The following is an 18743-nucleotide window of genomic DNA, read 5'->3' as shown; positions in this document are numbered from 1 at the left end:
AATAAAGATACTGAATACTGCCAATAGATTTTATACAATATGAAGTTTTAGTGAAAGTTTATCGTATTAGAGAAAAGCTTCCTTTACGAATTCTACCATCCTCTAGTTGTACCCGAAACCAATATTGCCCGGAAGGCATTATTTGTCCGCCATAGGTTCCATCCCATCCGTTACTATTAGGAGTTAATTGTTTAAGAAGTTTCCCCTTGCGATCAAAAATATAGATTATAGAATTGCCTAATATCTCTGTCGCTATTCCCTTAATATTCCAGGTTTCGTGAAAACCATCTCCATTAGGGGTAAAATATTTAGGAAATCCAATGACAGCAATATCTTCTGTAGCTTCAGGTTCACAGCCATTTTTATCCCGAATATATACACGATGAAATCCAGGAGGTACATTTGTAAATGTTGGACTATCCTGATAATTTTGTATCCCACTGTTATTAAGCGTAATAGCATATTCATAGTTTCCTAAACCTGTAACATTTATAGTAACTGTATTGTTATCAGAAGCATCATTAATCACAATCTCCTGAATCGTTGCCGGAGAAGAGAGGTTTACAGTAACAGTTCTGTTTTTTGAACAATTACTAATGCTATTGGTAACCATAACGGTATAGTCTGTATTCTGAGTAACGATTATACTTTGTGTAGTTTCTCCACTGGGCATCCATAAGTAATCAAAGTCGTTAATATCACCTGATTGCAGACCAGCATCAATTGATATACTTTCACCTTCACATAAAAAAACTTCTGTCTGCCCTTCTATATCAGGTAATGGATTTACGAATAGTGACACCTGATTGATCCCGAAACATTGATTGAGGTTATTTTCTACCCTTACATATACGATATCCTGCCCTTGAGTTCCTGAGGTTGTATTGATATAGCTTGTTATAGGATTATTTTCGCTCAATGCTGCTTCAATAGTTTCGTAATATGCTACTGATAAGTTTGGACTTGCAATCCCCATCAGTACCTGAGGATTTGCCAGCGTAAGATCGAATTCTCTAAAACCATCTTCAGTACCATCATCATCACAGAGACTTAGAATAGCATCATTGGCAGATGTGGTACTTACTGTCAGATCAAGTGTAGTTATTCTAAAACATCCTGTAAGATCATTAGTGACACGAACAAAAAGTTGCTGATTCGCAGCAACATTCTGATATGCCTCGGTATTAGTAATAGCAGGAACTCCTGTATTGGCTGTTGCCTGATCTTCAAAGAATACTACTGTTTGATCTGGTATACCTCCTGTAATCTGATCGATAGCCTGATTAAGATTAAATAGCGTAATACCGTCTGTTGGGTTCATATATTCATCACATTGCATCAAAGAAGTTGCATTAGCAATGGGTAAAGGGTTTACTTGTAAGTCCAACGAAACTATGCTAAAGCATAGTGAAGAAGATGCATCTTGAACACGGGCATATATCGTTTGAGGATTAGCAATATTCGTATAAGGAACTGCTGTATTTATAGTATTAACTCCTGAGTCTGCATCTGATTGAGATATGTGATAGGTAAGAATATTAGCCAGTGGATCTAAGCCGTTGAGAATTTCAGGATTCTTTTCAGTTAATAAAAACGAGGCAAATCCATTAGTATCATTACCATCATCTGTAGTGTCACAGAGTATAAACGGGGTGGGCGCACTAATTAAAGTACCTGATTGCGTGATTAGGTTAAAAGTATCTACAATAAAACAACCCGTAATTGTGTTTTCGATGCGAGTGTATATTATCTGATTATTTTGTGTACTTGTATAAGGGCTTACTAATGGATTTAAATTGATATTAGCATCTTCTTCTGTAGCATGGTAGGTAATTACGGTATTACTTTGTGTTCCTAAAATTGCCGCTGTATTACTTTCTAAATCAAAATTTGTCATTCCGTCATTACCATCTCCTATGATATCACATTCTGTTAAATCAAGATCAATAGCGATATTAGTATCTGCGTTATTAATAGGGCTGTCTGGTAGTAATGCGGTTCCTGTAAATTGAAGATCAAAACCTCCATTTTGAGAGAAATTATCGATTAATATATAGTACTCTTCTCCTGCAATGGCATCAATAGGACGAACAAAGCCATTTCCCAAAGAACCTGGACCTTCACTTTCATCAGTTTCAGTATCTCTTAAACCTGTCAATGTAGATACTCCTGCTGCAGGAGGGTTGGTAGATGAGCAACGTATAGAACTACCCAGAGTAGTACATGAAACATTTGGGCCATATATAGCAAAATCATAATCTTCATTTGGGTTTACAGATTCTGGGGTAATTGTAAATGCTAAAGTACCGGATTGTACAATATTTACGCGTATCCATAAACTTTGACTCTCCATAAAACCACAGTCTGGAGCATTATTTCCAGCTATTGAAAAATCATTGATACCTACGCCATTGGAGTTTAATTCTAAACTGGTATTTCCGCAAATAATAATCGTATTAATACAATCAGTAGGTTCATTTTGTGCATAAACAGAAAAAAAAGGGGTAAAAAGTAAAAGTATTATACGTATTGCTTTTCTCATTTGCTAATTTAAGTACAAGACGAATATACTAATATACTGGCAAACTATTGTGTATGTATATCGCGTGAAAATAAATCATTATTATTATCTGATCAAAGAAAAGCTTCCTTTACGAATTCTACCATCCTCTAGTTGTACCCGAAACCAATATTGCCCGGAAGGCATTATTTGTCCGCCATAGGTTCCATCCCATCCGTTACTATTAGGAGTTAATTGTTTAAGAAGTTTCCCCTTGCGATCAAAAATATAGATTATAGAATTGCCTAATATCTCTGTCGCTATTCCCTTAATATTCCAGGTTTCGTGAAAACCATCTCCATTAGGGGTAAAATATTTAGGAAATCCAATGACAGCAATATCTTCTGTAGCTTCAGGTTCACAGCCATTTTTATCCCGAATATATACACGATGAAATCCAGGAGGTACATTTGTAAATGTTGGACTATCCTGATAATTTTGTATCCCACTGTTATTAAGCGTAATAGCATATTCATAGTTTCCTAAACCTGTAACATTTATAGTAACTGTATTGTTATCAGAAGCATCATTAATCACAATCTCCTGAATCGTTGCCGGAGAAGAGAGGTTTACAGTAACAGTTCTGTTTTTTGAACAATTACTAATGCTATTGGTAACCATAACGGTATAGTCTGTATTCTGAGTAACGATTATACTTTGTGTAGTTTCTCCACTGGGCATCCATAAGTAATCAAAGTCGTTAATATCACCTGATTGCAGACCAGCATCAATTGATATACTTTCACCTTCACATAAAAAAACTTCTGTCTGCCCTTCTATATCAGGTAATGGATTTACGAATAGTGACACCTGATTGATCCCGAAACATTGATTGAGGTTATTTTCTACCCTTACATATACGATATCCTGCCCTTGAGTTCCTGAGGTTGTATTGATATAGCTTGTTATAGGATTATTTTCGCTCAATGCTGCTTCAATAGTTTCGTAATATGCTACTGATAAGTTTGGACTTGCAATCCCCATCAGTACCTGAGGATTTGCCAGCGTAAGATCGAATTCTCTAAAACCATCTTCAGTACCATCATCATCACAGAGACTTAGAATAGCATCATTGGCAGATGTGGTACTTACTGTCAGATCAAGTGTAGTTATTCTAAAACATTCTGTAAGATCATTAGTGACACGAACAAAAAGTTGCTGATTCGCAGCAACATTCTGATATGCCTCGGTATTAGTAATAGCAGGAACTCCTGTACTGGCTGTTGCCTGATCTTCAAAGAATACTACTGTTTGATCTGGTATACCTCCTGTAATCTGATCGATAGCCTGATTAAGATTAAATAGCGTAATACCGTCTGTTGGATCCATATATTCATCACATTGCATCAAAGAAGTTGTATTAGCAATCGGTAAAGGGTTTATGGTAACCGAAATATCTGTAGTATCAAAACAACCTGTATTCAGATTGTTCTCAATTCTTATATATATCGTCCTTATAGTATCCGACAGAATTGTATTTGTTGGATCTATAATTAGATCCGTATTATTTTGGGCTCCCAGTAAGGAAGTATGATATGTAATGGCAAAATCTGATGTGTTTTGTCCATTATAAATAGCTGTATTATTCGTGGTGATATCAAAAAGAATCATCCCGTTGGTACTGTCGCCATCATCATCGTTATCACATAACACTATTGGAGGTACGGGAAAAGCTACTGGAGTATCAAAAGTTTCTATCTGAAAACTTGTAGTATTGTAGCAGTTAGGGTTGCTACTATTTTCTATTCTGGCCACAATTGTTTGTGGATTGTTTTCTGTAGTAAAATTTTGAGATAAAACATTTGTATTAGTATCGGCATCGGTAATAGATCTAAAGTATCGTACCTGAAACTGATTCGGATCTTGCGTTCCTAAAAAAACAGCATCGTATATAGATAAGTCTACATTTGATATACCATCATTATTGTCATCACAAATATTTTGGTCTCCAGGTGTGTTTTCTATTATAGGTACAGGGGAAAAGATTACATTAGCAACACCAATTAATGGGCAACTTCCATCATTAAGATCAACCTCTAATCTGTAATTCCCTGTGGTAGTAACATCCAGAAAAAAATTAGTATTAGTTGATTGTAGATCATCAATGAACCAGGTATATGTTGCTAAGGGAATGTCTTGATATTCAAGCCTGTAAGATTCTCCTTCACAAAGCATAAGATTAATAGTAGCAGGTTCTCCATTATTAATGATATCAATAGTTTGCGCAAAAATTGATTGTATGAAAGGAGGTAGCCCTATACGAGAACTTCTGGCTCCATCAATATTCACCAGAATACCTCTCTCATTATATATAATATCAGGAGTTAATTCTTCCGGGTTTTGTATGACTCCCAGATAATCTCCCTGAGCTGTATTAAAATCAAATAAAGCTCTATAGATTCTTCCGTCAGGTCCTAATTGCAATGCTCCTGCACTAAAGGTAGAAGTATCCTGTCCATTTTCATTACCTATTCGAGTACCGCTCATAGCAATCTGAATATCTGGTAAAGATAGATCGAACTGCATTAAAAATCCATTGCCAATACCATCATCTTCGAGACCTATAGTTGTATATAGACGTTGCCCGGTTTGTGAAAATTCGATGCCATAAGGAGCTCCTCCATTATAAAGTTCGATTTCATTACTTACAATCCCGGTACTATTATCAAAATCATATAATAATACCTTACCGGGACCATTACCTCCCGTTATGTTTGTCAATCCAAAGTGGACTACTGCCAATTTATCTCCTTCGGGAGAAGCTTTCAAATAGCCTAAGGCATTACGCCTGTATCCGGATATAGGCACTGTAACTCCTACCTGTGATGTTACAGGGGTTGGATTAATCCCCGTTTGATCAATGCTGAAGGCATAATAGGTATCAATAAAATGAGTAATCACCCAAAAAGAATCACAGTCATCACTTTTTACCGCTGTTATTTTTTCAGAACATTTATATAAGCTTTCCAACGCATTAGCCGTATCATAGGTAGTTAAAGGGATGTTTTTTTGACCGGTAATGACAGCTCCGTTTCCTCCATCAAGAGACATATCGACTACGGAGTATAATAATCCATCATTCACACCATCGCCATCAGATATAGTAGGATCATTATCCGCATTAAAATGATGTGGTTCATCTACCGTAAACACAATATAAATATTGGGGGTATTGGGTTGTGGGACAATTAAAGCTGATGAGGTACTGGAAGTATCTCCTTTAAGTCCCATACCGTTAAGCATTACTGTATGATTTTGGGTAAAAATGGTAGAGCCATCAGTATAAAATAGTAAGGTTCCCGTAGCATCAGATATTGTTGTACAACCTTCGAGAGTATTGATCCTTCCGTTTGTAAGAGCGGTAGGAGGCGTGGTGCTAAAATTTATTCCAGCGTTTTGTCCAAAATACCAATTGTTGGCTTCTCCTTGTGCAAATGCAGAAAAGCCAGTAATAATGAAGAAGACGATGTTTATAAATTTCATGCAATGGGTTCAACAACCCAAATATATTATAAATCTCTCTTTTTTAGAAGATAATATGAAAGTCTTACAAAGATTGCTGTCCAAATTAACACAATTAAAACTTCATACCAATGTACAGCATAATCCCTTTGGAAGTTTTCTCCTAGCTGATTTGCCGCTGACTGAATAAAATTTAGCCTGGTAATAGGCTCATTTATCAGATTATTCATACTGTCTAATGGTAAGAACGGAATTATTTTATCTACAAAATTAGTATCGAATTTCCATTTGAATAATCCTGAAATCAATCGAACTCCCCCTTCGATAAGTTGCCAGAAAATTAAAAAACCCAATGCAAAAGCAGACCTTTTTATTAAGATACCTAAAAACATGCAAAAAGAGAAAAATCCTACTAGCTTAATGAAGTACGCAAAAATAAACTCCATATCAGAAAAGATAATAGAAAACTCATTATAATCTGAAAATATCAACCCAAGTATTAAAGATATAATGAATAAAAATAAGGTTGATATAAATGAAAAGACAATAACCGTGAGAAATTTAGAAGCTAAAAATTCTTTTTTACTTAATCCATCGATCAGATTTTGTTTTAGGGTTCTATTCGTATATTCATTTGCCATAATGGAAACAATAACGATGGCCAAAAATAATTTTAACCAGGCTGCAATCCAGGAATTAAAATGCCATATATATGGAAAATTAAAGATCCCCTGATCAGCCAATCTAAAATTAACTCCACCAAAACTAAATTCATAAGAGGCAATGAGCGAAATTAACAGAATCAATACAAAATAAGTAATGGTTAGTACTTTTGCAGCTCTGTTATATCGTAATTTCTGAAATTCTATATTGAGTAATCGTAGCATGTTCTTAGTTTAAATTATTGGTTAATTGTAAGAATTGTTCCTCCAGGCTTTCTTTTCTTTTTACGAGATGTGTAAGTATGATTCCAGTATTCAATAATTCTTTATTTAAACTTTCGGCATCTAATTCGGATATTAAAAAAGCAATAATTTTACCTTCCTCTTCCTTAATATTTCCAAAAGCACTGTGTTCTGAAAGCCATTTTTTGAGTATACTATTCTGATTACTATTCAATTCAAAGAAGCCGTGACTAGCATTCATTTCATCTACGGGACCCGAGTATAGTTTAATACCTTTTCTGATAATTACTACGTGACTACATACTTTTTCCACTTCATCCAGAAGGTGAGAAGCTAATAGTATTGTTGTTCCTTTAGAGGCAATTATTTTGATGATCTCTCTAATTTGATGAATCCCCTGCGGATCAAGGCCATTAGTAGGTTCATCAAGGATTAAAATTTCAGGATCATTTAATAATGCAGAAGCAATTGCAAGGCGTTGTTTCATCCCGAGAGAGAATGTACTGAATTTACTATCTTTTCTATCTAATAAACCAACAAGCTCTAGTTTTTCATCAATTTTATTTCCCGATACGCCTTTGATCTGACAAACAAGCTTTAGGTTTTGAGCAGCAGTCATATAAGGGTAAAAATTAGGACGCTCTATGATAGCACCTACTTTTTTTAACGCTTCGTGAGTAGATGTGGTACCATCAAACCAGGTAAACTCACCAGCTGTTTTATTTACTACATTAAGAACGATTCCTAGTGTTGTGGATTTACCACTTCCATTAGGGCCTAAAATTCCATAAACATTTCCTTTTTTTATGGTAAAGGAAAGATTACTAACAGCAGTAATCGGACCGAATTTCTTGGTAAGGTTGGTAAGTGTTAAAATGGTTTCCAATTTTGATTGATTTTGACAGTTATACTAAACTAGACGACTACTATAGTTTTTTGTTACAAGAATAATGGATAGTTATAAGAGCTGATATGAAATTTTGTAAATTGCTTTTCTTACAGAAAGTTTATTATGGAAGAAGAACTGATGTCTAAAAAGAAACCTACGTATCCTATAAATGATCAATTAGATGCGTATTTAAAGGAATGTAATCGTAAGATTAAGATTCCCGTTTTTTATGATGATTTATTAAGGTTTTCGGGTTCGATTGTGGTTTATGATACTAATGATGAAGATACCTTGTGGGTACGTGTGTATTATGAAGAACATGAGCGTCCTGAAATAGAATCTAGTTTAAAAAAAGTGTATACTATACTGCATTCTGATGGTAATGAAGATGCCATAGAATTTCTTAATATAGATGCAATTGATTACTGTACTTTTGGCAATTCCAAACCTTTTAGAATCAAGATTAGAAATATTCTTAATGATAACTATACGTATATTTATGTAAAGAAAGCTGACGCATCCCGTATTTATGGATTAGAATTAGAACATATGTTCTCACCAAACAGGATCAATTTTTTGGTATATAAAAACACATTGATCGAGGAACATATTGCGGGAATTGCAGGAGATGTGTTTATCAAAGATTTCCTGCCGGATCTGAGTGATCAGGCAAAGGCTCAGATAGCAAAAGAATTCGTGAAATTTAATGAGCGCTGCCAGATGCGGCTGTTAGGTGATATGCGCTCCTATAATTATGTGATTATTCCTATCCATGATTTTGATCATGTAGAATATAAGATTAGAGCTATTGATTTTGATCAGCAGTGTTTTGAAGGGAAATTGAAAGTATATCAACCTCAGTTTTTTAAGGAAAATTTCACGATGGTTGATGTTGTCATGAGTAAATTACAACCCCGATCTGTTGAGCAATATAAAAAGGAAGAACGATCTATTCTGGCAAAACGTATTTTAAATTCCAGATCGCGGTACGAAACTTTAATTGCTTGTATGTGTCAGGATACGATTTCTACGCGAGAGAATTTAGAAGAACTCCGGGAACATCTATATAACTTTACATTAGATTTAAAATTTAGAAGAAGTGATTCTATGGGCGAAGTCCTAAAAACGGCTATGGATTTTGTAAAACGTAATTACGAAAATGTAAATATGAAGAGGTTGTTGGAAGGGTAGGAGTCAGCAAGTTTTAAATAAAAATAAAAATAAAAATAAAAAAAGGAAGTTTTGATTTCAGGTATCAGATTTGGGAGTGAAAATGTTAAAGTTGAAAGGGAGTTCAACAAATTTATACCATTTTTGCTTTAAAATTACCCAAATAAAATACAGTTGTTTTTTCTTTAGGCAAAAAAGAAAAGTTCAGCATAGCCTACGGTTAATTTTTATTTTGAAGTATAAGGGGAAAAGAACAAATTTTAGTGGGTAATTTTAAGATAGAAATGGTATTAATACTTGATTAGCCTTAAAAAAACAAATTCCCTTATAGAAGAGGACTGTGAGGGAATTCGTTTTTATTAAGGAGGCATCGAGTCAGGAAAAACGGCTAATAAGCGCTACCTTTATATTTCCGACGCATGTCTTCAATCTTTATGTCATTTTGTGTTTTTCTTTAATGATTCTATTTCTTTCTGTTGTGCTGTAACTATTATTTTAAGTGCTTCCGTCTTTTTATTTTGTTCGATCATATATAATGTCAGTTCCTCTATTTTCTGAAGTAATTTTGCATTCATTTCTCCTAATTGAATACCATTTTCTGTTACTTCTGCTGCAGAAGGAATGTTTTCTAGATGTCCTTTTTCTATGATATGATCTTCTACTTGCTGTAAAGTGGGTAGTTTGTAATCATCTTCAAAAACATAGTCGGGCCATCCATTAAGATCTACTTTTACTTCTTTAGTGTGGATGTTCCCATTTACTGCTAGTGTAGCATCTGGATTATTTGTTCCAATCCCCACGTTACCACCAGCAAGCACTGTTATTCTTTCTTTAGAACTTGAAGCATCTTCAAAAAGCCCCCAGCGATCTGCTGTGATTGTTCCTGTTGCCCAAACACCATTGGTAGAAGAGCTTTGAAATAAACTAACTCCACTAGGTGATTGTAGATTTAGTTTTTCATAATTTGATGTATCTGTTTGAGAATAAACTCCTAAAGAAACTAGTGTTATAATACTGGTTAATACTCTAATTTTTTTCATTTTTTTCTGATTAAATAATTTAAATATCGGGCTTATCTATAAGTAAGTGTCTGTAAGTATATAAATGTTACCCGTTTTTTCTGTTTTTTTTCAGGTATTAGAAAATATAGTAGGTTTTAGAGTATCAAAATTTTAGAATGCAATCCCTTTAAGTAATGGTGTATTGCGAGATGTTTGTGTATTTCAATATTAAATATATAGTTCAAATATGTCTCAGAAAATTTGATGTAGTATTCTTACTTAGAGAAGGCTATAACTTTTCGAGGTGATATATTGACTCGATAATCGAGATTTAAATGCTCCGAGGCTTAGCTCGAAATCGAAATGTTTTTTCTAATAAATGTCCTCGTGGGATTGCCCCGAGGTAGTTTACTTCATTCACTTTTCTTTTCCAGATCAATGTCTTCTCACGGATTTTCTTAATCTTTCTGCTCTTTATTAAAATACACAAGGTAGTAATACATCTGTTTTTCTTCATCCCATCCTTTTTCTACAAATTTTTCTGCAGATTCCGGATTAATAAAATCCATTTTAATCTGAATGTTTGTATCCAGATTAATGGTATTTTTTATTTTTTTTCTGGCGGCAGAAACTGCTGTGTTAGCAATAGGGAATTCAGTTAGATCTTCAATATGATATTTAGGCGCTTTTTCTGATTTATAATGTTTGAACTCCGGGATAAGTTCTGGATTATCAATTACTTCTTCTAAAAAAGCAGACTCTTCGAATGTGTCGTTTTTGGCAAAGTGATTTACAGCTCTGTTCATAAACATCACTTCTTCTTTTTTATCTTCTGCCGGCAATACAACATCTTTGGCAAAATCCTGACAAAACTTCATATACTTTTTTGTATAAAAGTTTTCATCTTCAAAAGCCTCAACACCCAAAAAATGCTCCAGCCAGTATTTGGTATCATATCGGTTAGAATCTACAGATAAAACCTTGTATCCTTCTTCCTTTTTATGATTAAAAATCAGACATCCTTTGTCTAGTTTATTCAGATTGACTCCTTGTTGATGTAATAATTCTATATCAGAACCTTTTTCTGCAAATTGAAGAAAATCATATTTTAATTCTGATTTGAAAATCCCAATAGCAGCTACCTTTTCATTATCAATGGTAAGATTTTCTAGGTAAGTAATATATACTTCTCCACTTTTAATATGTGGATGCTGTGATTGCTCATAAAGCAGGGATGCAATTCTTTTTGATTTTTCGTGAGCAGAAGAAGGGTTGTTGAAAATTTCTGTTACAATTTTATATAAAGGGTTGAATTCTACATCTACTTCATTTGCAAATTGGAAGTAATTTTCTTCTTTTTCTCTAAAAGGCTTAAAAAAATATTCTTTCAGGAGCGCTGTTAACTCATCATTCAGTATATAAGGAGAATCAGAAAGAAATATATTCTCATTTCTACTTTTATTACCAATTTTATGAACGGATAATGATTCTATTTGTGTGCTATAAAGATTGATCATTTTTTAGTTTTTAATTATAAGGAAGCAAATTTTCAAAAGCTTTTATATGTAATTCTAATAAAGGCATCCTTAAATGCTTTTTTGCATTAAAAGATACATAGGGATTACTATAATAACTAAAGTTATCGATTTTTATATTGCTTTTAAGTTTTAAACATCATTAATTTAGATAGTTATACCGATAAAACCAGGATTAGTTCCAGTTTTCATCAAAGCCTAATTCTTCATAATCATCAAGATCTAAGGAGTCATTATCTTTATCATCCTCATTAGTGTTATCTTCTGTTTTAAACTCTTGATTTGGAGCAACTTCAGGTAATTGTCCATGTACAAACATTACATTAGGATACTCCCTACCATTTTCATATTCTGCAATTTCTGCCAGTTCTACCAAGAAAGTCCACATACTCAAAAAATCATAGATGTATAATAATCTGGGCGAAGCTTCATGGACTACATCAATCAATGTGGTTTCATTCATTAGCCTGACAGGTTGATTGCCATCGCTCATATCAAATAGAGAAATTTCTTCTCCTTGATTCCATTGCTGATCACTGATATAAAAGGAGGCCATTTCCAAACCATCAAAACCAAAAGATTGGTTGATAACATTATGAAACTGCTCTAAAGTGGCGTCTTGCTCAATTTCAATATCTCTAAAGACATCTTCTTCTGTATCCAGAATAATTCTGAAACGGTAAATCATGGTATATTAATTAGAATATGCAAAGATACTACAAATGAGTTGTTATTTACTAAAACGATGTAATGAAAAAGTCATAGTCCCTAGCAAGAAAAAAGCAACTATCTGGTGTGATATCCCTAATGATATTGGTACTCTGTAGAGTAGTGTGAAAATGCCTAATAAAAATTGAACGCAAACAAGACCCAATAGTATATTAAGGGATTTTTTTTGAGTTGTATCTATCTCTATTTTTTTACTTCGATACCAGATAAAAATTATAATTCCGACGACAAGATATGCTAAATTTCTATGGATAAACTGTACACCACTTTTTCCTTCAATAAAGTTTTTTAAGAAAGGAGATTGCTCTATGTACACAGATTCATGAATAAGCTCACCGTCATTCATCAAAGGCCAGTGATTATGTAGTAAACCTGCATCCAATCCAGCCACAAAAGCGCCATAAATAATTTGAAGTATTACTATGCCTAACGCTACTCTTATCAGGTTTCTGAATTTTTTGTTGACCTCTTTTTTAGTTTTATAAATTATATCCAACGCAACCCAAAGAGTATATGAAAAGGTTATAAAAGCAGCTGTTAGATGCATTGCCAGTCTATAATGGCTAACATCCGGCCTGTCAATCAATCCGCTTTTTACCATAAACCAACCCAAAAAACCCTGAAATCCTCCTAAAAGCATTAATGTAATTGATTTCTTTATAGTGGATTGAGTAAGCTGTTTTCTGATCAGAAAATATAAAAAAGGAAGTATAAAAACAATGCCAATAAATCTTCCAATTACACGATGTAACCATTCCCAAAAGTAAATATTTTTAAAATCTTCCAATGAGAATTGATTGTTTATTTTTTGGTACTCTGGGTACTGTTTGTATAAATCAAAGGCCTCATTCCAAGCTACTTCATTCAGAGGAGGGATTGTTCCGGAAATAAGTTTGTAGTTAGAAATTGATAATCCCGAGTGAGTGAGCCTGGTGATACCACCTACCACTACCATAATAAAAATTAATAAGCAACCAGTTAATAGCCAGTATATTACTTTTTTATTATCTTTTTCCATAGTATAATATTGAAAAATTCAATTTTTTTAATTTTTAAGGGTAACATTGAGTCCCAATGTTTTCCCTTTGTCAATCATAAAGTCAAATGCAGCTTTATGTTCATTGGGGATTTTACCTTCCAGAATAGCCTCTTTTATGGCTTCTTTTATAATTCCTATTTCGCGCGAAGGTCTAATGTCAAAGGTTTTCATAATTTCTTCTCCGCTCACAGGTGGTTGAAAATTACGGATATGATCGCGTTCTTCAACTTCGACCATTTTTTGTCGTACGATCTTAAAATTATTGTGATATTTCTTAAAACGCTTAGGGTTTTTAGTTGTAATATCTGCTTCGCAAAGTGTCATCAGCTCTTCAATATAATCGCCAGCATCAAAAATCAATCTTCTTACTGCAGAATCCGTAACTTCTGAAGCAATTACGATAGGGCGTGAGCTCATTAATACCATTTTCTGAACAAACTTCATTTTGTCATTCAAAGGCATTTTCAATCTTTTAAATAATTTAAATACCATTTTTGAGCCTACAAACTCATGCCCATGAAATGTCCAGCCTACTTTTTTGCTAAAACGCTTCGTAGGTGCTTTTCCTATATCGTGCAATAATGCAGCCCAGCGTAACCATATATTATCAGTGTTTTCTGAGATATTATCAACTACCTCCAGCGTGTGATAAAAATTATCTTTATGGCGTTGTCCTTCTTTCTCATCAATACCTTTCAGCGCAGTAAGTTCAGGAAGGATGTATGGCAAAAGCCCTGTTTTTTCTAATAAAATAAAACCAATTGACGGTTTCTGACTACCAATTATCTTATGTAATTCGTCAACGATCCGTTCCTTGGTAATTATTTTAATGCGATCTTTATTTTTGGTAATTGCCTGTAGCGATTTCTCTTCAATTTCAAATCTTAACTGTGTTGCAAAACGAATCGCTCTCATCATTCTAAGAGGATCATCAGAATACGTTATATCCGGATTCAGGGGAGTTCTGATAATTTTTGAATGAAGATCTTCGATACCATCAAAAGGGTCTAGTAATTCTCCAAAATTATCTTTAGAGAGATTTAGCGCCAAGGCATTAATAGTAAAATCACGTCTATTCTGATCATCTTGCAATGAGCCGTTCTCTACAATAGGATTTCTGCTATTTTCCTGGTACGATTCTTTTCTGGCGCCCACAAATTCTACCTCGATGTCTTCTGCCCTAAGCATTGCCGTGCCATAGGTTTTGAAGATTTGTACCTTTGGAGTGTTGGGTAGGAGTCTGGAAACTTCTTTAGCGAGTTCGATACCGCTGCCAACGGCTACGATGTCAATATCTTTGGCATTGCCTCGTTGTAACATAAAATCTCTCACAAACCCACCAATTACATAACTGTCTAATTGTAGATTTGAAGCTGCCTCAGTAATAGTTTTAAATATAGAATGTTGTAATGCTTGTTTATAATTTTTTACTTCCGACATGAATCAATTTACTTCCTGATAATTTTTACTGTGCTATCTCCACCAATTTTGATAATAGAAGATGGTTTAGCCCCTTTATTTTGTAAGGGCAAATTTACAACATAGTCTACGCCTTCCAAAATCTCCTTACTGATTTCTTTTAAGTTAGCAGGAGTTGCATTACCACTAATATTTGCAGAGGTAGAAACGATTGGTCTCTTAAATTTTCGAATTAACTTTCCACAAAAAGGATCTCTAACGACTCTAATTCCTAGTGTATTATCGCCTGCTATCATGTTTTCTGCTACCCGTAACGGACGATCGTATATAATTGTGGTTGCTTTGGTAGCATATTTTAATATATCATAAGCAACTTCTGGAACTTCTTCTACGTATTGTTGTAACATTTTAAAATCACTCACCAGGCAGATCATAGACTTACTTTCTGCTCGTTTTTTTAAAGCATATATTTTTTCGATAGCTCCTGGATTTGTAGCATCGCAACCCAATCCCCAAACGGTGTCTGTAGGATAAAGAATGAGGCCACCTCTTTTAAGTACTATTATCGTTTTTTCTATTTCTTCTCTGTGATCTTCCATCAGCTGACATTAATATTTTAAAGTGCAAATGTACCAGATAATATGTCTTTATTACAAGAAAAGTTAAAGTAATCATAAAGGCTGTTTCTTGAAGTAACATTTTTAGCGTTGGGATCATTAACCTGTATAATTGGCCAATTATTAATTTTCTGACTGTACAACAGAATTTATTTGTACAAAACAATTTTAAAACCTAATAGTATAAAAAAATCATTGTTAGTATTAACAATCGCATTGGGAATGTTTTCTTGTGAGAAAGAGAGTATAAATACTACAACCCAAGAGACATCTTTTGTAAACGAAAGTCCTAAAATTGAAGACGGAATGTTCTCTTTTGATGATTGGCAAGAATTTAGAGATCTCTATAACAAATTCGCAGAATTAGATACAGAGCAGCTGATATCTCAATCCTTTTATAGATATGATAAAGGTTTTGAAACCTCTCCGGCAATTCTAGGGATTTTGAATGATGATAATCAATTTATAGTAACCGATAAGATTATCTGGTTTAATGAAGGTAAATTTTATGAACTTGAAGATGATAGAGCAATTGATTTTCAAAAATCTAATATGACTAATCTTAGGGAAGTAGGATCTGTTTCTTACTCACCTGTCAATGTTGAAGGGAGCGATTCATCAAAATCATCTGTGGTTTTAAGTAATCAACATCGTTTTAACAAACAGCGATATGTAGAGGATTGTGGATCGGGAAAGGTACAGGGACCTTCTCCAAGGCAATTTAAATATGTTCATGAGGTTTATCATGAGTTATTGGTTACGCCAGCTCCTCTTCCTATATCTCAATTTTCATTATGGTTAAGAGTAAAGTTAGAATATAATCATAAGCGAAGAAAATGGAGACATTCTGGAGAAGGAAGAGAGATTTCAATCAATATAAACAACAACTCTTTTTTAGAAAATAATCGCCCTTATCCAGATGATTATAATAGAAGATCGGTTGTGTTTTCATCTGATTGTGCCACTCATCAGGTCATACTTCTTAATCGAGTTACGGTAGCCGCTGCACCATATAATAGCCATTGGAATATTAATGTAAGTGGTACTATAACAGAGAAAATGCTGGGAGATGTAGAAGGTAATCGTTGGAAAGATGAAATTTACTGGGATTAAATATTTATAAGCTTAGATCTTTTAGATCTATATTGAGAGTGGTGTTTTCTTAATTGATGATACCACTCTTATATTTATAATTGGTGTCTTGGGAATCATTCAAATTCTCACTCATTGGTCACTTCTCTATAGACATCCAACGTTTCCTTAGCCATATTAGTAGTTGTAAAATTTTTAGTAAGTTTTTCGAATCCGTTTTTGACAAAACTTTTTTGCATCAGAGGTTTCTCTGTAAGGTTTATAATATGTTCTGATAATCTATCATGATCATGCATTGGTGCCAGTAGTCCATTAATATTATGATCGACAATTTCAGGGATACCTCCAACATCTGTGCTGATAACAGGTGTTTTATGATAAAATGATTCGTATATCACTTGCGGAACTCCTTCACTTTGTGAAGTGAGTAGGCTGATATCAAATTGAGGTAAGAAATTAGAAGCATTAGGAGTATATCCTAAAAAAATCATATACTCTTCTAATCCAAGTTCCTTTACGCGCAGTTTTAATGCTTCTGTTCTATCTGTAAAAGTACCTATTTGGATAAAGAAGAATTCTTTTCTTTTCTCTTTATTAATAATCGTATCGGCAACATCAACCCAAGTATCCAGATGCTTGGCACGGATATGATTGGCAATATTACCAATAATCATTTTTTCCTGTGAAATTTTATACTTTCTCCTTAGTGTAAAGGGAGTCTCTGTGCTTTTAGTTTTTAAATTGGTTCCGTGATAAATAGTCATTAGTTTTGTGGAATCATGGATTCCGACAGAAGCTATTTTTCGTGTTTCTTTGGATACACAAAGTACTTTTTTAATTTTAGGGTAATTGTATTTGTAAAGAGTTTTCTTTCGCTGTTTTATAGGGAAAGATGTTTTTTTACTAAAAACAAAAGGGGGGAGTTGATAAAATTTATCCGATAATATTGCTAACAAGATTGCGCTAGGATCATGAATATGTATAAGATCGATTTTTAACTTTTTGCAGATATGACCTAGTTTTATGAAATACCTAGGGTCAAATTTAGGAAGCATTGTCGCAGTTATAAAATTGAGATCCGTTTTTTGTAATCTTTTATGAAAAGTGCCATTTTTAACACAAAAAATAGTGTTTTTTACTTCTGGGTTAGAGAAAGCTAATTCCTGACACAGATTTTCAATATGATTCTCACCACCACCCCAATTTTTTACTGCTGATAAATGTAAAATGTGCATTTTATTGTTTTGCGATGGATTGTTGATGTTTCAATGACTCAGTCAATGGAGCCCCTTTTAAGAATAAAGCCAATAGTTTGAAGTTTTTTGGTTTAATAATACTTTTAAATAAAAACTTTATAGTAAGCCACCATCGAAGAATTTGATAGGGTATAAAACCTGAATTCTTTTTGAGTACATACAATAATGATATTTTAAGTTCTTTTTTCATCAAAAAAGAAGAGCCTGTGCTTTTACCTTTAAAATGCGTATATTTTCCTTTCGGAACTAAATAACAATTACCATGTTTAATCTGTTTGTAGATTCTATAACAAAGATCTGTTTCTTCATAATACAAAAAGATATTGGTATCAAATCCTCCCACTTTATCAAAAGCATCAGCAGATACAACCAAAAAAGATCCAGGAACGCTTTGGACTTTTATGGGTGATGTATAGATTTTTTTTCGTTTAGGATATGTAACAGGATTAATTTTCTCTAAAATTTTTCTTCCAAAAAGCTCTCTTCTCAAACTCAGAAAATGGTCAAAGGATTTTTGAACCTCTTCGTGTTCATTATATTGTTGAGGGCAGCAGATCGCTGCATCCTTATTTTTTTCCAGAAAGTCATATACGATCTGTAGACAATCATTTTGTAATACAGTATCATTATTTACGAAGGCATAATGTGTTGCATTAGCAAATTGTACACCATACATATTACCACCGCCAAAACCAGTATTGATTTTGCTTCTTACTAATTTCAAATGCTCGAAGTCCTTTTCTAGAACAAAATCTTCTAGAGCTTTAAAATCATCCAGGTTAGAAGCATTATCAACAACAATAATTTCATAGTTAAGATGTTTGGTTGTTTTTTCCAATATAGAAAGAATGCATTGAATTGTAAATGAAGAGGAATTGTAATTGATTAATATTACAGAAATATCTTTCATAAGGTATTAAAAGTTATGTCCAAAAGTAAGTCTTGTAACTAGATTTAACAAATGAATTCAAAAATAGCTACTTGCTACAATGAAATATTTTTTTCTCAAAAAATAATATTAATAAATTTCAATTCATTACTAAATAAAAAAGTTGAAATTTGTATTTAA

14 protein-coding genes are annotated in these 18743 nt (G+C 33.5%); 2 read left to right on the top strand and 12 right to left on the bottom strand.

Annotated elements, in window-relative coordinates:
• Positions 1-58: 58 nt before the first annotated feature.
• From F0000_RS01165 to F0000_RS01150, 4 genes are all read right to left on the bottom strand, one after another.
• Complete coding sequence (locus F0000_RS01165; protein ID WP_149622864.1) at positions 59-2542, bottom strand: T9SS type B sorting domain-containing protein; 2484 nt, start codon at positions 2540-2542, stop codon at positions 59-61.
• A gap of 84 nt (positions 2543-2626) precedes the next feature.
• Positions 2627-6043, bottom strand: a complete 3417-nt coding sequence (locus F0000_RS01160; RefSeq protein WP_149622863.1) for a T9SS type B sorting domain-containing protein — start codon at positions 6041-6043, stop codon at positions 2627-2629.
• A gap of 26 nt (positions 6044-6069) precedes the next feature.
• The gene (locus F0000_RS01155) at positions 6070-6909 is read right to left on the bottom strand and encodes an ABC transporter permease (RefSeq protein ID WP_149622862.1); all 840 of its coding nucleotides are present in this window, start codon (positions 6907-6909) and stop codon (positions 6070-6072) included.
• Between the two features lie 4 nt (positions 6910-6913).
• Positions 6914-7813 carry an ABC transporter ATP-binding protein gene (locus tag F0000_RS01150; RefSeq protein ID WP_149622861.1) on the bottom strand — a complete coding sequence of 300 codons (900 nt, stop codon included), beginning with the start codon at positions 7811-7813 and terminating at the stop codon, positions 6914-6916.
• Positions 7814-7939: 126 nt separating this feature from the next.
• Between F0000_RS01150 and F0000_RS01145 the strand changes: the two genes are divergently transcribed.
• On the top strand, positions 7940-9007 hold the full coding sequence (locus F0000_RS01145; RefSeq protein WP_149622860.1) for a hypothetical protein: 1068 nt from the start codon (positions 7940-7942) through the stop codon (positions 9005-9007).
• A 416-nt stretch (positions 9008-9423) separates the two neighbouring features.
• Here the strand turns inward: F0000_RS01145 and F0000_RS01140 are convergent, their stop codons facing one another.
• From F0000_RS01140 to F0000_RS01115, 6 genes are all read right to left on the bottom strand, one after another.
• Positions 9424-10026 (bottom strand): hypothetical protein, encoded by a 603-nt coding sequence (locus F0000_RS01140; protein WP_149622859.1) that lies wholly within the window; start codon positions 10024-10026, stop codon positions 9424-9426.
• 419 nt (positions 10027-10445) lie between these two features.
• On the bottom strand, positions 10446-11504 hold the full coding sequence (locus tag F0000_RS01135; protein ID WP_149622858.1) for a nucleoid-associated protein: 1059 nt from the start codon (positions 11502-11504) through the stop codon (positions 10446-10448).
• A gap of 193 nt (positions 11505-11697) precedes the next feature.
• Entirely contained in the window at positions 11698-12210 is a 513-nt protein-coding gene (locus F0000_RS01130; protein WP_149622857.1) for a plasmid pRiA4b ORF-3 family protein, read from the bottom strand.
• A 42-nt stretch (positions 12211-12252) separates the two neighbouring features.
• A complete protein-coding gene (locus tag F0000_RS01125; RefSeq protein WP_149622856.1) occupies positions 12253-13269 on the bottom strand; it encodes a COX15/CtaA family protein in 1017 nt (338 codons plus the stop codon).
• A 27-nt stretch (positions 13270-13296) separates the two neighbouring features.
• The gene (locus F0000_RS01120; protein ID WP_149622855.1) at positions 13297-14730 is read right to left on the bottom strand and encodes a CCA tRNA nucleotidyltransferase; all 1434 of its coding nucleotides are present in this window, start codon (positions 14728-14730) and stop codon (positions 13297-13299) included.
• Between the two features lie 8 nt (positions 14731-14738).
• Positions 14739-15308, bottom strand: a complete 570-nt coding sequence (locus F0000_RS01115; RefSeq protein WP_149622854.1) for an L-threonylcarbamoyladenylate synthase — start codon at positions 15306-15308, stop codon at positions 14739-14741.
• Positions 15309-15479: 171 nt separating this feature from the next.
• Here F0000_RS01115 and F0000_RS01110 point away from each other — a divergent pair, with 171 nt between their 5' ends.
• Positions 15480-16439 (top strand): hypothetical protein, encoded by a 960-nt coding sequence (locus tag F0000_RS01110; protein ID WP_149622853.1) that lies wholly within the window; start codon positions 15480-15482, stop codon positions 16437-16439.
• Between the two features lie 107 nt (positions 16440-16546).
• On the opposite strand, the gene F0000_RS01105 is transcribed toward F0000_RS01110, so the two are convergent.
• Both F0000_RS01105 and F0000_RS01100 read right to left on the bottom strand, forming a co-directional pair.
• Positions 16547-17653, bottom strand: a complete 1107-nt coding sequence (locus tag F0000_RS01105) for a glycosyltransferase family 4 protein (protein WP_149622852.1) — start codon at positions 17651-17653, stop codon at positions 16547-16549.
• 1 nt (position 17654) lies between these two features.
• Positions 17655-18584 carry a glycosyltransferase family 2 protein gene (locus tag F0000_RS01100; RefSeq protein ID WP_149622851.1) on the bottom strand — a complete coding sequence of 310 codons (930 nt, stop codon included), beginning with the start codon at positions 18582-18584 and terminating at the stop codon, positions 17655-17657.
• Between the last annotated feature and the right edge of the window lie 159 nt (positions 18585-18743).

The sequence above is a fragment of the Aquimarina sp. RZ0 genome (assembly GCF_008370685.1).
Taxonomy (GTDB): Bacteria; Bacteroidota; Bacteroidia; order Flavobacteriales; family Flavobacteriaceae; genus Aquimarina.
Note: the sequence above shows the minus strand (reverse complement) of the source record. Positions and strands in the feature narration are given on the sequence as shown.